The 18,271-nt window shown below is 43.7% G+C and carries 1 protein-coding gene (only partly in view); it reads right to left on the bottom strand.

Features of this window, described 5'->3' with window-relative positions; translation table 11 throughout:
* Positions 1–84: 84 nt before the first annotated feature.
* Positions 85–18,271, bottom strand: partial view of an SdrD B-like domain-containing protein gene (locus AC0L6O_RS04065; protein WP_473306522.1) — the 3' portion only. 14,786 nt of this gene lie beyond the right edge of the window; 18,187 of the gene's 32,973 nt are visible here — the last part of the coding sequence; its start codon lies beyond the right edge, outside the window; its stop codon occupies positions 85–87.

The following is an 18,271-nucleotide window of genomic DNA, read 5'->3' as shown; positions in this document are numbered from 1 at the left end:
AGCCTTTTCATCTACTACCTTGACACAAAAAAGTCCGCCAAAGCAAAGCTTTGACGGACTCTAGGTTTAAAGTTTAGGTTTATATTATCTAGCTATGGTAATATAACCAACAAGTGGTTTACCAGCACTGTCTGTTTTGATGTTATAGAAGTAAGTGCCATCTGGAACAAACTCTTCACTATCAAATCTCATTCCTTGATTTGAACTACCGTCCCACTCAATAACCGTTTCTAGGTCATCAATGTTATCAGGTCTCCAAACTAAGTGCCCCCATCTATTATAAACTTCAAGGTCGGTGATTCTAACACCTGTTGGCTTATTCAGCTTCCAAGTATCGTTTACTCCGTCACCATTTGGAGAGAAACCACCAGGCATTACCAGAAGAACATCAGAAGAGATTGGAAGATTGATAACCGTAGGCGATGAATCACCAGGGTTAATATCCTCACCATCGTTAGAGTTATCTGTTACCGTGCTATCAGCTCCATGTCCTACTGCCGTTACATAATTGTTATATGGACCTGCATGACCTTCATGATAAAGTCTTACCGTAAAGAATACACTATCCGTATGACCAACTTGTAAGATACTATTGCTATCACCTACCAACAGATTATTGTCAGTTTTACCGTCATAGTTAGTATTCACAGTAAGCTGTCCATTGTTATTTGCCACCGGCGTACCCACTATTTCGAAATCAAGCGTATCGCTGAATGTTAACAATAGACTGTCAATTAACTGAACACTATCAAGGTCAACATTACCGATATTCTTAACCATCACTCTGTAAGTTATGTCATAGCTCAGGTCATCATGCTTCTCAGCATCCACTACACTAAGCCCAACCGCAATTGCTGGAGCAGAAGTAAGACTATCAACATCAAACTTAACTGGTGTTGCTTCATCATTATTTCTTGGGTCTCCGTCATTATCAGGGTCAGCCAATAGTCCGTTTGTAGATGTATCAGAAACTTTGTTAGAATCTGTTCCTGCTTCTGCCATAGCAGTGTTGAAGTATTGGTCTGTACTTGCTCCAGAGATATCTACTATCACCTTAAAGTCAATACTAAACCTATCTCCCACAGCCAATGTACTCAATGAGTCAATTAACAGTGACTGGCCATCTATTCTACCCGTGTAGTTTGGATTAGCGGTTAATGTTCCTGTGGTAGTTACCTCCATAGTGTCACTAACTATTACCGCTCCGTTACCAAATGTTCTATCCAAGTCGTCAGTTACCTGAACATTGTTTAGAACACCACCTCCCATGTTAGAAACATAAATAGTGTATGGTACTTCGAATTGGTTATTTCCAAGACTTACAAAGTCTCCAACAACTTTAGACAATCCAATCAGGTTTCCGTCAATCGGATTGTTGATAACAAACTCACTCACGTTGTTAGACAGGGTATTGTCAATTTGGTCAAGTTCTAGTAACTCAGCCTTGTTAACAATCTTACCAGCTGCAGACACTTTAGATAGGTAAGTTATGCTTACACTTTCTCCAGCTTTCAGCGAGTCGATGCTTGTAGACACTATTCCATTTACAAAGCTTGCATTGCTGCTTGCTGAGATGAACGCTAATCCACCTGGAAGTATATCTCTCACTACCACGCCTGTTGCTGGGAATGTGCTTAGATTCTTCACTGCTACTGTATAAGTAACAGTATCACCAACATCCACCGTGCTTGCTGAACCTGTTTTGCTTACTGCAATATCAACATACTGCGTAGAATCAATTACCACAGGGTCTCCTTCACATTCTGTGATTGACACATTGATAGCCGATGCCTCACTGTAACATCCTAATTTACTTCTCTCAAAGACATAGAACGTTCCTTCTGATACCATTCCGATGTTTGTTACAATCGGAGCGTTGATTGAATTACTTGTATGGAATTCAAAGCTTCCATTTGGCGAGCTCATCATTGCACTACTTAAATCAACCGTTTCAAAAGGACACACATTAGAAATATCAGCAATCACTGTAGGTTTAGACACTGTCGCTCCTACTGTAATTGTTACCTCGTTTGATGTCTCACTCACACAGTCGCCAATGTTAGACCTACAGATGGCAGTGTATTTATAAACACCCGCTTCGGTTGGGTTAATGGCTAGAACGCCACCTTCATCACCTGTTGACCATACAATAGTACCAGTACATCCAGTTCCTGTTAGAGAAGCTGTTTGACCAATACAGATTGAAGAGTTCTTACAGCTAATGAATGGTTTGTTTGGTAAGCCAACTGCTATTTCTAACGAATCAGCACTCTCACTCACACAAATACCATTTGTACAGAATGCTGAGTATTTCGTATTCTCATCTAAGGTTACTGAAATGGTATTTCCAGTAGCTCCCGTTGACCACGTTACTATACCATCACATCCGTAAGCTTTAAGTGTTACAGACTCACCAGGACAAACTAGGTCTGTGCTACATGCTAACGTTGGTTTGTTAGCAGCACCTACCGTAATAGTTACTGGGTCAGATAATACACTTATACAGTTATCACCTTCTTTACAGATGGCCGTGTATTTCGTGGTAGTAAATGGTCTTACTGTGATAGAGCTTGTTGTTTGACCAGAAGACCAAATAACTGCTCCGTTACAATTATCAACAGATAATGTTACATCAGCGATTTCACAAAGGCTTAATGCACTAGCTGTAATAATTGGTTTCACTACATCACAAGTACCACATCCGTTAAACTTGTCTTCTATAATAATTCCTTCAGAACTATCACTAGTACCACAAGTATTAGTACACTTCACAGAATATGTTCCTGCCGAATCAACCACAATGGATGCCGTAATGGCTCCCGTGTTCCAAGTCAATGTGCCCATGCAACCAGATGCTGTAATTATAGCACTCTCATTAGGACATATCTCATTGGTAGTAGTTGACACTACCGGAGCTGATGGCTTACCACCTGAAGTAATGACCTTACTTTCAGAAGGCATACTTGTTCCACATGCATTCGTACATGTAGCGGTGTAAGTTCCTGCTTGAACTACATAAATTGTATCTCCCATAGCACCATTGCTCCACTTCACAGTTCCTGTACAAACATCTCCAATCAGCATAGCTGAATCTGGTAAGCATAAGCTTGTTTTGTTTGCAAGTATTCTTGGAGGCGATGGATTACCATTACTTCCTATTTCTATCACTCCTGACGGAGCACTCTCACCACAACTGTTTACACATTTGACGGTATAAGAACCTGCTCCTACTTTAATCATTTCACCAGTGGCTCCATTACTCCAAACATATTCAAAATCACAACCAATACCTTTCAGAGTAGCCTTCTCTTCTCCACAAACATTTACTCTGTCTGTAGTGATGATTGGCGTATTCGGAACACTAGTCTTAATGATTTGAACTTTGTTACTCACTGGACTATCTCCACAAGTTCCTTGACAAACTGCTGAGTAAGTTCCTGCAACATTGACCGATATAGAAGCTCCAGTGGCTCCTGTTGACCAAAGTATTGTTTCAGTACAATTTACTGCCGTCAGTGTCACACTTTCATCTCCGCATATTTCAAACTTAGGAGCCGAAACAATTGGTGCTTCTGGTGTTTCTACAGTATTAATTGTCAATTCAGTACTCTTGTCAGACAAACCACAAGCACTTGTACATGTTGCTGAGTATGTTCCAGCTCCTACCTGAATAGTTGCTCCGGTCTCACTAGTACTCCATGTTATTACTCCAGAACAGTTAGTAGCTGTTAAAGTTGCCTTATCCGTACCACAAACCTCTGTTTTATCTGAAGTCACATTTGGAGCTATAGGTGTTGAGCCTGTTCCTATTGAGATTGCATCACTATCAGGAGATGTACCACATGCATTACTACATGTTGCTGTATACGATCCTGCTCCCACTTGAATAGTAAGACCAGTTGCTCCTGTGTTCCAAACTACTGTACCGTTACAGTCTGCAGCAGTAAGTGTTGCTTTATCAGTTCCACAAACCTCTGTTGCATTTGAAGTAAGTGTTGGTGCTACTGGTGTAGTTCCACCACCTATGATAACCTCATTACTATCATCGGAAGCTCCACAAGCATTGCTACATGTAGCAGTATAAGTTCCTACGCCTACTTGAATAGTAGTACCAGATGCTCCTGTACTCCATGTTACTGTTCCGTTGCAATTTTCAGCAGTAAGTGTTGCTTTCTCAGCACCACATATTTGCGTATCATTTGCAGAAATCGTAGGTGCATTAGGTGTAACTCCACCACCCACTGTCACCTCATTACTATTGCCCGATGATCCACATGAACTGCCACACGTTGCAGTATAAGTTCCTGCTCCTACTTGAATAGTAGTACCAGTTGCTCCCGTACTCCATGTTACTGTTCCGTTGCAATTTTCAGCAGTAAGTGTCGCTTTTTCAGTTCCACAAACCTGCGTCTTATCTGATGTAATGTTTGGTACATTTGGTGCTTCTCCTCCTCCAATAATTACCACATTGCTGTTTTCAGAGGTTCCACATGAACTACTACACGTTGCGGTGTAAGTTCCTGCTCCTACCTGAATGGAAGTACCAGTTGCTCCTGTGCTCCATGTCACAGTACCATTACAGTTAGTAGCAGTAAGTGTTGCTTTATCAGTTCCACATACTTGGTCTTTATCAGATGCAATGGTTGGTGCGTTTGGCAAGGCTCCATTTCCAATAACAATTGGATTTGAATCACTGCTTTCTCCACATTCATTCACACATTTCACTGTATAAGTTCCTGCTCCTACCGAAATCACATCTCCAGTAGCTCCATTACTCCATACATAATTATAGTTACAACCAAGAGCCATTAAGCTGGCTTTTTCCTCTCCACACACTGTTGTCTTATCAGACGTCACTACTGGAGTGTTTGGTGTTCCTACTTTAGTTATTTTGATAATGTTACTTCCTTCAGATGTTCCACAATCAGTAACACACTTAGCCCAGTAAGAACCAGCTCCTACACTTATAGTCGCTGTATTCGCTCCTGTGCTCCAAAGAAGACTGCCAGTACAACTGCTCGCTGTAATAGTAATTTTCTCATCTCCACATATCTGAACTTTATCAGAAGTGATTACTGGTGCTACTGGTGCTGCTCCTTGACCGATTGTAACTGAACCACTATTTCCTGACGTTCCACACGATGTACTACATGTTGCGTAGTATGGTCCACCTGCTCCAACTTCAATCGTACTACCAGTCGCTCCCGTGCTCCATGTTATCGTTCCCAAACAATTTGATGCCGTCAGAGTCACTTTACCCGTACCACAAACTTCCATTTTACTTGATGAAATAGTTGGGGCATCTGGTGGTGTACCCGTTCCTATTACTACAGGGTTTGAGTTTCCACTCTCTCCACAGCTATTTGTACAAGTCGCTGTGTATGTTCCTGCCCCTACACTTATCGTTGCTGTAGTTGCTCCGGTACTCCACTTAAGACTTCCGTCTGTACAACTTGATGACAAGGTCGCTTTCTCTGTACCACATACTTCTGTCTTGTTTGATGTAATAACAGGAGCCGTTGGTGCTGCTCCCTGGCCAATAGTAACTGAACCACTATTTCCTGAGGTACCACATGAGCTGCTACATGTTGCCGTGTAAGTTCCTGCTCCTACCTGAATAGTAGTACCAGTTGCTCCTGTGCTCCATGTTACTGTTCCGCCACAGTTCGCTGCTGTTAAAGTTGCCTTAACTGTGCCACATACTTCCGTCTTATTCGACGTAATCTGTGGTGCTGTTGGTGGCGTTCCTGTAGTGATGGTTACACTATTTGAAGTGCCACTCTCGCCACAGCTATTACTACATGTCGCTGTATATGTTCCTGCTCCTACACTTATTGTCGCTGTAGTTGCTCCTGTACTCCACTTAAAACTACCTGTACAGTTTGTCGCTGTTATAGTTGCCTTCTCCGTGCCACATACTTCTGTCTTAGTTGAACTGATGCTTGGGGCTGCTGGTACATTTCCTTGACCAATAGTAACGGTGTTACTGTTGGCTGATGTTCCGCATGAACTGCTACATGTTGCCGTGTAAGTGCCCGCTCCTACCTGAATAGTAGTACCAGTTGCTCCTGTGCTCCATGTTACTGTTCCGCCACAGTTCGCTGCTGTAAGTGTCGCTTTATCAGTTCCACATACTTCCGTCTTGTTTGACGTAATGCTTGGTGCTGTTGGTGGCGTTCCTGTAGTGATGGTTACACTATTTGAAGTGCCACTCTCGCCACAGCTATTACTACATGTCGCTGTATATGTTCCTGCTCCTACACTTATTGTCGCTGTAGTTGCTCCTGTACTCCACTTAAGACTACCTGTACAGTTTGTCGCTGTTATAGTTGCCTTCTCCGTGCCACATACTTCTGTCTTAGTTGAACTGATGCTTGGGGCTGCTGGTACATTTCCTTGACCAATAGTAACGGTGTTACTGTTGGCTGATGTTCCGCATGAACTGCTACATGTTGCCGTGTAAGTGCCTGCTCCTACCTGAATAGTAGTGCCAGTTGCTCCTGTGCTCCATGTTACTGTTCCTGTACAGTTAGATACTGTCAAGGTCGCTTTCTCAGTGCTACATACTTCCGTCTTGTTTGAAGTAATATTTGGTGCCGTTGGTGGGATTCCTGTTCCGATTGTTATCGTATTAGAATTTACACTCTCACCACAGCTATTACTACAAGTCGCTGTATATGTTCCTGCTCCTACACTTATTGTTGGCGTAGTTGCATTAGTACTCCACTTAAGACTGCCTGTACAATTTGTCGCTGTCAAAGTAGCCTTCTCGGTTCCACAAACTACTGTCTTGTTTGGTGTAATCTGCGGTGCAGCTGGTGCGTTACCTTGACCAATAGTAACTGTGTTACTGTTGCCTGATGTTCCACATGAACTGCTACATGTTGCCATGTAAGTTCCCGCTCCTACTTGAATAGTAGTACCAGTTGCTCCCGTGCTCCATGTTACTGTTCCGCCACAGTTCGCTGCTGTAAGTGTCGCTTTATCAGTTCCACATACTTCCGTCTTGTTTGAAGTAATGCTTGGTGCTGTTGGTGGCGTTCCTGTAGTGATGGTTACACTATTTGAAGTGCCACTCTCGCCACAGCTATTACTACATGTCGCTGTATATGTTCCTGCTCCTACACTTATTGTCGCTGCAGTTGCTCCTGTACTCCACTTAAGACTACCTATGCAGTTTGCTGCTGTTATAGTCGCCTTCTCTGTGCCACATACTTCTGTCTTGTTAGATGTAATCTGCGGTGCAGCTGGTGGTGTGCCAGTTGTTATCGTTAATGGATTAGATGCTGGACTCTCACCACATAGCGTCTTACATACTGCTGAGTAATTTCCTGCCCCTCCGACCTGAATGGTAGTGCCCGTTGCTCCCGTGTTCCATATTACAGTTCCATTACAGTTATTCGCTGTCAATGTAGCCGTCTCACCTGAACATAACTCGTTATCTGTCGTAATGATAACTGGTGTCGTTGGCTGAGGTGGCGTCTGTATCGTTATTGTCTCTGTGCTTGTTGCACTTCCACAATTTGTCGTACATGTTGCTTTGTAATCGCCTGCAACATTCACATCTATTGTTCTGCCGGCTGAACCATTACTCCATGTAATTGTACCACCTGTACATCCTGTCGCTGTTAACGTCGCATATTCGCCGTCACAACAGATGCCTTTGTTGGTACTAATACCTGGGGCTTCTGGGGCGGTGCCTGTAGTGATAGTAACTGTATTACTATTTCCTGAGGTGCCACATGAGCTGCTACATGTTGCTGTGTAAACTCCTGCTCCTACTTGTATCGTAGTACCAGTTGCTCCTGTGCTCCATGTTACGGTGCCTGTGCAGCTTGTCGCTGTCAAAGTCGCTGTCTCTGTTCCACATACTTCCGTCTTGTTTGAAGTAATATTTGGTGCCGTTGGAGGTGTTCCTGTTGTTATTGTGATAACATTAGATTTAACACTCTCACCACAGCTATTACTACAAGTCGCTGTATATGTTCCTGCTCCTACACTTATTGTTGGTGTAGTTGCATTAGTACTCCACTTAAGACTGCCTGTACAGTTTGTCGCTGTCAAAGTAGCCTTCTCGGTTCCACAAACTACTGTCTTGTTTGGTGTAATCTGCGGTGCAGCTGGTGGAGTGCCTGTCGTTATCGTTATTGGATTCGAGGCTGGACTAACGCCACATAAGGTCTTACACGTTGCCGTGTAAACTCCCCCTGTGCTTACCGTGATGCTTACGCCCGTTGCTCCGTTACTCCAAAGCACATCTCCATTACAGTTCGTCGCTGTTAATGTCGCCGTCGCTCCTGAACATAACTCGTTATCGGTTGTCGTGATAACTGGTGTCGTTGGTTTTGGTGGCGTTTGTATCGTAATCGTTTCTGTGCTCGTCGCTGTTCCACAATTAGTCGTACATGTCGCTTTGTAATCGCCTGCTATATTAACATCTATCGTTCTGCCGGCTGTTCCATTACTCCATGTAATTGTACCACCTGTACATCCTGTCGCTGTTAACGTCGCATATTCGCCGTCACAACAGATGCCTTTGTTGGTACTGATACCTGGGGCTTCTGGAGCAGTGCCTGTACCAATAGTTACTGTATTACTATTTCCTGAAGTTCCACATGAGCTGCTACATGTTGCCGTGTAAGTGCCTGCTCCTACCTGAATAGTAGTGCCAGTTGCTCCTGTGCTCCATGTTACTGTTCCTGTACAGTTAGATACTGTCAAGGTCGCTTTCTCAGTGCTACATACTTCCGTCTTGTTTGAAGTAATATTTGGTGCCGTTGGTGGGATTCCTGTTCCGATTGTTATCGTATTAGAATTTACACTCTCACCACAGCTATTACTACAAGTCGCTGTATATGTTCCTGCTCCTACACTTATTGTTGGCGTAGTTGCATTAGTACTCCACTTAAGACTGCCTGTACAATTTGTCGCTGTCAAAGTAGCCTTCTCGGTTCCACAAACTACTGTCTTGTTTGGTGTAATCTGCGGTGCAGCTGGTGGAGTTCCTGTCGTTATCGTTATCTCATTCGATGCTGGACTCACTCCACATAAGGTCTTACACGTTGCCGTGTAAACTCCCCCTGTGCTTACCGTGATGCTTACGCCCGTTGCTCCGTTACTCCAAAGCACATCTCCATTACAGTTCGTCGCTGTTAATGTCGCCGTCGCTCCTGAACATAACTCGTTATCGGTTGTCGTGATAACTGGTGTCGTTGGTTTTGGTGGCGTTTGTATCGTAATCGTTTCTGTGCTCGTCGCTGTTCCACAATTAGTCGTACATGTCGCTTTGTAATCGCCTGCTATATTAACATCTATCGTTCTGCCGGCTGTTCCATTACTCCATGTAATTGTACCACCTGTACATCCTGTCGCTGTTAACGTCGCATATTCGCCGTCACAACAGATGCCTTTGTTGGTACTGATACCTGGGGCTTCTGGAGCAGTGCCTGTACCAATAGTTACTGTATTACTATTTCCTGAAGTTCCACATGAGCTGCTACATGTTGCCGTGTAAGTGCCTGCTCCTACCTGAATAGTAGTGCCAGTTGCTCCTGTGCTCCATGTTACTGTTCCGCCACAGTTAGATGCTGTCAAGGTCGCTTTCTCAGTGCCACATACTTCCGTCTTGTTTGAAGTAATATTTGGTGCCGTTGGTGGGATTCCTGTTCCGATTGTTATCGTATTAGAATTTACACTCTCACCACAGCTATTACTACAAGTCGCTGTAAATGTTCCTGCTCCTACACTTATTGTTGGCGTAGTTGCATTAGTACTCCACTTAAGACTGCCTGTACAATTTGTCGCTGTCAAAGTAGCCTTCTCGGTTCCACAAACTACTGTCTTGTTTGGTGTAATCTGCGGTGCAGCTGGTGGAGTTCCTGTCGTTATCGTTATCTCATTCGATGCTGGACTCACTCCACATAAGGTCTTACACGTTGCCGTGTAAACTCCCCCTGTGCTTACCGTGATGCTTACGCCCGTTGCTCCGTTACTCCAAAGCACATCTCCATTACAGTTCGTCGCTGTTAATGTCGCCGTCGCTCCTGAACATAACTCGTTATCGGTTGTCGTGATAACTGGTGTCGTTGGTTTTGGTGGCGTTTGTATCGTAATCGTTTCTGTGCTCGTCGCTGTTCCACAATTAGTCGTACATGTCGCTTTGTAATCGCCTGCTATATTAACATCTATCGTTCTGCCGGCTGTTCCATTACTCCATGTAATTGTACCACCTGTACATCCTGTCGCTGTTAACGTCGCATATTCGCCGTCACAACAGATGCCTTTGTTGGTACTGATACCTGGGGCTTCTGGAGCAGTGCCTGTACCAATAGTTACTGTATTACTATTTCCTGAAGTTCCACATGAGCTGCTACATGTTGCCGTGTAAGTGCCTGCTCCTACCTGAATAGTAGTGCCAGTTGCTCCTGTGCTCCATGTTACTGTTCCTGTACAGTTAGATGCTGTCAAGGTCGCTTTCTCAGTGCTACATACTTCCGTCTTGTTTGAAGTAATATTTGGTGCCGTTGGTGGGATTCCTGTTCCGATTGTTATCGTATTAGAATTTACACTCTCACCACAGCTATTACTACAAGTCGCTGTATATGTTCCTGCTCCTACACTTATTGTTGGCGTAGTTGCATTAGTACTCCACTTAAGACTGCCTGTACAATTTGTCGCTGTCAAAGTAGCCTTCTCGGTTCCACAAACTACTGTCTTGTTTGGTGTAATCTGCGGTGCAGCTGGTGGAGTTCCTGTCGTTATCGTTATCTCATTCGATGCTGGACTCACTCCACATAAGGTCTTACACGTTGCCGTGTAAACTCCCCCTGTGCTTACCGTGATGCTTACGCCCGTTGCTCCGTTACTCCAAAGCACATCTCCATTACAGTTCGTCGCTGTTAATGTCGCCGTCGCTCCTGAACATAACTCGTTATCGGTTGTCGTGATAACTGGTGTCGTTGGTTTTGGTGGCGTTTGTATCGTAATCGTTTCTGCGCTCGTCGCTGTTCCACAATTAGTCGTACATGTCGCTTTGTAATCGCCTGCTATATTAACATCTATCGTTCTGCCGGCTGTTCCATTACTCCATGTAATTGTACCACCTGTACATCCTGTCGCTGTTAACGTAGCATATTCGCCGTCACAACAGATGCCTTTGTTTGTACTGATACCTGGGGCTTCTGGAGCGGTGCCTGTACCAATAGTTATTTCATTCGATGCTGGACTAACGCCACATAGTGTCTTACACCTTGCAGTGTAAACTCCCGCTACATTTACCGTAATACTTGGGGTTATTGCTCCATTACTCCATATTATAGATCCATTACAGTTTGTTGCTGTTAATATCGCCGTCTCACTTGCACACAACTCGTTATCAGTTGTCGTAATAACTGGCGTTGTTGGTTGAGGCGGCGTTTGAATCGTAATGACCTCAGTACTTGTTGCAGTTCCACAATCCGTTGTACAAGTTGCTTTATATTCACCCGCTACATTAACATCTATTGTTCTGCCTGCTGAACCATTACTCCATGTAATTGTACCACCCGTACATCCTGTTGCTGTTAACGTCGCATATTCACCGTCGCAACAGATGCCTTTGTTGGTACTAATACCTGGGGCTTCTGGGGCGGTGCCATTGCCAATTGTAATTTCATTTGATTTACCGCTTAGGCAGTCATCTGAAGAAGTACAAGTCGCATAATAAGTGCCTACCTGATTAACAGTAATACTTGCTCCTTTTGCTCCTGTTGACCAAGTGACAGTTCCTACACACTGCTCGGCAGTGATTGTTATAGACTCATTATTACAAATGAAGTCTTTACCATCTATTTTGATTACTGGTGGCTGAGGGTTAGGCTTAACTGTAATTACAGCATAAGACTCAGCATTACAACTTTCGTAGCTAAGTGTCAGCGTATAAGTTCCACTATTAATTGCCTGAACATTAGGTATACTAAATGACCTACCGTTGCTAACAAATCCGTTTGGTCCAGTCCATTTGTAAGAATAACCAGTTCCATAATCTGGTGCAGTAACACTCAACTCTTCACCTAGACATAAGCTTTCGTCTATATCTTGAATCTCAGGCATATCCGTTACTGTCACAGATGTAGTTGCCGTTGCTGAACAGCCATTCGCATCTTTTACCGTTACCGAGTAAACTCCCCCATTTATTGCAGTTGCATTAGAAATAGATGGGTTTTGAAGGTTTGATGTAAAGGTGTTTGGACCAGTCCACGAATAGAATGTTCCTCCATTGGCCGTAAGGTTTATAACTGTTCCTTCACAAACTGGAGAATTACTAGAAGCAGTACCAACTAATTGAGCGGGCTCGCCTACTACAATTCCGGTCACCTCTTTAATACATCCTTGTGCATCAGTCACTACAACAGAATAAATACCTGCAGACAGATTAGTAATCTCTTGACTGGTTGCACCAGTGTTCCATTTGTATTTATAAGGAGCTGTTCCACCGAAAGGTGTAACCTTGGCGGTACCATCAACACCATTGTAACATGTTACATCAACCGTTGAAGGATTTGCTCCTAGAACTGTTGGTTGACCGATAGCTACTGTCGCTGTGGCTGTACATAAGTTCGCATCGGTTACTGTTACTGTGTAAGTTCCTGCCGATAGGCCAGTTGCGTTAGCAGTTTTTTGACCATTACTCCAGCTATAAGTATAGCCTGGCGTTCCGTCTTTGCCGACTGCCGTTGCTGTTCCGTCTGCTGAACCATAACACTTAGCATCTACACCTGTAGTCTCGGCTACCAATAAAGTTGGTTGACCGATAGCTACTGTCGCTGTGGCGGTACATAAGTTCGCATCGGTTACTGTTACCGTATAAGTTCCTGCCGATAGGCCTGTTGCTTTCGCTGTTTCTTGACCATTGCTCCAGCTATAAGTATAGCCTGGTGTTCCGTCTATTCCTACAGCGGTCGCTGTTCCATCCGCTGAACCATAACACTTAGCATCTACACCTGTAGTCTCGGCTACCAATAAGGTTGGTTGACCGATAGCTACTGTTGCTGTTGCGGTACATAAGTTCGCATCGGTTACTGTTACCGTATAAGTTCCTGCCGATAGGCCTGTTGCTTTCGCTGTTTCTTGACCATTACTCCAGCTATAAGTATAGCCTGGTGTTCCGTCTATTCCTACAGCGGTCGCTGTTCCATCCGCTGAACCATAACATTTAGCATCTACACCTACAGTTTCTGCCACCAATAAGGTTGGTTGACCGATAGCTACTGTTGCTGTGGCGGTACATAAGTTTGCATCGGTTACTGTTACCGTATAAGTTCCTGCCGATAGGCCTGTTGCTTTCGCTGTTTCTTGACCATTGCTCCAGCTATAAGTATAGCCTGGTGTTCCGTCTATTCCTACAGCGGTCGCTGTTCCATCCGCTGAACCATAACACTTAGCATCTACACCTGTAGTCTCGGCTACCAATAAGGTTGGTTGACCGATAGCTACTGTTGCTGTTGCGGTACATAAGTTCGCATCCGTTACTGTTACCGTATAAGTTCCTGCCGCTAGGCCTGTTGCTTTCGCTGTTTCTTGACCATTGCTCCAGCTATAGGTATAGCCTGGTGTTCCGTCTATTCCTACAGCGGTCGCTGTTCCATCCGCTGAACCAAAACACTTAGCATCTACACCTGTAGTCTCGGCTACCAATAATGGTGGTTGCGTTACTTCTACTGTCGCTGTTGCTGTACAATGCTTATAGTCTGTTACAGTCACTGTGTAAGTTCCTGCTATCAGCCCGGTCGCAGTTTGCGTTATTTGACCATTGCTCCAGGAGTAAGTATATGGTGAAGTACCGCCCGTTGGATTAGCTTTCGCTGTTCCTGTCATATCTCCATAACAATTCAAGGCACTGCCTTCTGTCGTTAATTTCAATAATGGTGGTTGCGTTACTTCTACTGTCGCCGTTGCTGTACAATGCTTATAGTCTGTTACAGTCACTGTGTAAGTTCCTGCTATCAGTCCGGTCGCAGTTTGCGTTATTTGACCATTGCTCCAGGAGTAAGTATATGGTGAAGTACCGCCCGTTGGATTAGCTTTCGCTGTTCCTGTCATATCTCCATAACAATTTAAGGCACTGCCTTCTGTCGTTAATTTCAATAATGGTGGTTGCGTTACTTCTACTGTCGCTGTTGCTGTACAATGCTTATAGTCTGTTACAGTCACTGTGTAAGTTCCTGCTATCAGTCCGGTCGCGGTTTGCGTTATTTGACCATTGCTCCAGGAGTAAGTATATGGTGAAGTACCGCCCGTTGGATTAGCTTTCGCTGTTCCTGTCATATCTCCATAACAATTCAAGGCACTGCCTTCTGTCGTTAATTTCAATAATGGTGGTTGCGTTACTTCTACTGTCGCTGTTGCTGTACAATGCTTATAGTCTGTTACAGTCACTGTATAAGTTCCTGCTATCAGCCCGGTCGCAGTTTGCGTTATTTGACCATTGCTCCAGGAGTAAGTATATGGTGAAGTACCGCCCGTTGGATTAGCTTTCGCTGTTCCTGTCATATCTCCATAACAATTCAAGGCACTGCCTTCTGTCGTTAATTTCAATAATGGTGGTTGCGTTACTTCTACTGTCGCTGTTGCTGTACAATGCTTATAGTCTGTTACAGTCACTGTGTAAGTTCCTGCTATCAGTCCGGTCGCAGTTTGCGTTATTTGACCATTGCTCCAGGAGTAAGTATATGGTGAAGTACCGCCCGTTGGATTAGCTTTCGCTGTTCCTGTCATATCTCCATAACAATTCAATGCACTGCCTTCTGTTGTTACTTTCAATATTGGTGGTTGCGTTACTTCTACTGTCGCCGTTGCTGTACAATGCTTATAGTCTGTTACAGTCACTGTATAAGTTCCTGCTATCAGTCCGGTCGCAGTTTGCGTTATTTGACCATTGCTCCAGGAGTAAGTATATGGTGAAGTACCGCCCGTTGGATTAGCTTTCGCTGTTCCTGTCATATCTCCATAACAATTCAAGGCACTGCCTTCTGTCGTTAATTTCAATAATGGTGGTTGCGTTACTTCTACTGTCGCTGTTGCTGTACAATGCTTATAGTCTGTTACAGTCACTGTGTAAGTTCCTGCTATCAGTCCGGTCGCAGTTTGCGTTATTTGACCATTGCTCCAGGAGTAAGTATATGGTGAAGTACCGCCCGTTGGATTAGCTTTCGCTGTTCCTGTCATATCTCCATAACAATTCAAGGCACTGCCTTCTGTTGTTACTTTCAATATTGGTGGTTGCGTTACTTCTACTGTCGCCGTTGCTGTACAATGCTTATAGTCTGTTACAGTCACTGTATAAGTTCCTGCTATCAGTCCGGTCGCAGTTTGCGTTATTTGACCATTGCTCCAGGAGTAAGTATATGGTGAAGTACCGCCCGTTGGATTAGCTTTCGCTGTTCCTGTCATATCTCCATAACAATTCAAGGCACTGCCTTCTGTTGTTACTTTCAATAATGGTGGTTGCGTTACTTCTACTGTCGCTGTTGCTGTACAGCCATTAACATCTTTCACCGTTACAGAATAAGTACCGACCGTAAGACCTGTAATGTCTTCTGTTGTTGCTCCATTGCTCCAACTGTAAGCTATTGGATCTGTGGCATTGGATACTGTTAAATCAACTTTACCATCATTCCCTTCGAAACAAGAAACATTAGTAACAACTGTTGATACCGTAGTAGTACATGGTACTACTGGTTCATTATCCTCGTCATCTTCACCGTCCGTATCAACACTTCCATCGTTTAGATTAGTATCTTCTGTACCAATCAAACCATCTCCGTCAGGGTCAATACCTGAGTTTGGATTTGAATCAGGGTCAAATTGGTCAGATTTTGTAATCTCTGCAATGTTATCGTAATCAGAGCCTGCTGTTGGTGCAAGTACTTCCACATCAAAGGTTAGTAATGGTATTGCATCATTTGGTGCACTTAAACCTGTCCAAGTAATTACATTACCAACAGCTAATCCTCCATTACTAATATTTTGAATATTAGTAAATCCATTAGGTACATAATCAGTTACCTCTACGTTTGTACCATCCTGTGGCCCAGCATTACGAAGTTCTATTGTAAACGTTACGGTGTCTCCTACATTTGGAGTAGCATCACTCACAACTTTCACAATGCTTAAATCAGCTACTTGTGGGGTTACTGGCTCATCATCTGCATCATCCTCATCGTCTGGGTCAATACCAGTATCGTTTGGATTATCATCTACAGAACCAATTAGACCATCAGCGTCAATATCCACATCGTTTGTTGGATCCGAATCTGAATCGAATTGGTCTACAGCAGTAATCTTAGCTATGTTGTTATAAACAACTCCTGGAAGTGGAGCTTTTACTTTTACATCAAACGTTAAATCTTTCGTATCGCCATTTGCTATGCTTGCTATACTCCAATTGATGATACTTCCTGTCGCTACGCCTAAATCACTAATATTAGTAATTGCTTCGTAGCCATTCGGTACTACATCTTCTACTTTAACATTCGTTGCTGTTTGAGGGCCTTTGTTGGTCACCTTGATAGTAAACGTTACTACATCTCCTACGTTTGGTGTACCATCATTTACCAACTTCACTAACTCTAGGTCAGCTACTTGTGGTGCTACTGGCTCATCATCTGCATCATCCTCATCGTCTGGGTCAATACCAGTATCGTTTGGATTATTATCTACTGAACCGATTAGACCGTCACCGTCTGTATCTGCATCATTCGTTGGGTCTGAATCTGAATCATACTGGTCTACGTCTGTAATCTTAGCGATGTTGTTATAAACAATACCTGCTAATGGTGCTTTCACTTTCGCATCAAACGTTAACTCTTCTGTTACGCCGTTTGGTATGCTTGCTATACTCCAGTTGATAGTACTTCCTGTTGCTACACCTGCATCACTAATGTTAGCGATTGCCTCGTATCCGTTTGGTACTACATCTTCAACTTTTACATTCGTTGCTTCTTGTGGCCCTTTGTTGGTCACCTGGATAGTAAACGTTACTACGTCTCCTACGTTTGGTGTCCCATCATTTACCAATTTCACTAACTCTAGGTCGGCTACTTGTGGTGTTACTGGCTCATCGTCCGCATCATCCTCATCGTCTGGGTCAATACCAGTATCGTTTGGATTATTATCTACTGAACCGATTAGACCGTCACCGTCTGTATCTGCATCATTCGTTGGGTCTGAATCTGAATCATACTGGTCTACGTCTGTAATCTTAGCGATGTTGTTATAAACAATACCTGCTAATGGTGCTTTCACTTTCGCATCAAACGTTAACTCTTCTGTTACGCCGTTTGGTATGCTTGCTATACTCCAGTTGATAGTACTTCCTGTTGCTACACCTGCATCACTAATATTAGTAATTGCTTCGTAACCATTCGGTACTACATCTTCTACTTTAACATTTGTTGCTGCTTGAGGGCCTTTGTTGGTCACCTTGATGGTAAACGTTACTACGTCTCCTACGTTCGGTGTACCATCATTTACCAATTTCACTAACTCTAGGTCAGCTACCTGTGTAAATCCTGCATCAATTGTTGTATCATTTTCAGCAGATACCAAAACGATAATTTGAGATTTACCATTTGTAGTGTTAGCATCACTATCCTTAGTGTCATCACCACCTTGATTTTGTGGAGATGCCATATAGTCCGTTGGACCCGTAAATACAACTACATATTCTAACCCTGGTTTAAGGTTAGTGAAGCTATATTCACCGTTTGGACCCGTAATTACATTTGCAACCACATTTCCATCAGCATCAAGAGCTGGATTTCCTGAAGCACCTTCCAACTTAACTGTTAAGTCAGGAATACCACTTTCATCATCATCCTGAATACCGTCATTATTGTAATCATACCATACATAATTCCCTAAGCTAGCTGGCACGAAATATCCAGCGTCAATGTCTGGCTCATTCTCTCCACTTGTTAAAGTAATAGTATCAGTTAAACCTGTTCCAACATTCGCATCACTATCGTCTGCTCCTTCGTCATCCGCTTCGCCATTGGCATTCTCATCTGTTAATTGACCTGTTAGGCCGTCTACATCGGCTGTCGTTGGGAATGTTACTACATAGTCCCCTGGTACTAGACCCGTGAACTCATAATAACCATCACCATTTGTGCTCGTTGTTTCATTCACTGGCTCGCCGTCGCCGGTTGTTCCTGTTAAAATAACAATAACCCCTTCGATACCTGGCTCACCTGCATCTTGAAGTCCGTTTCCGTTGGTGTCAACAAAGACT

The sequence above is a fragment of the Arcticibacterium sp. GJ41-1 genome, from assembly GCF_055808875.1.
Note: the sequence above shows the minus strand (reverse complement) of the source record. Positions and strands in the feature narration are given on the sequence as shown.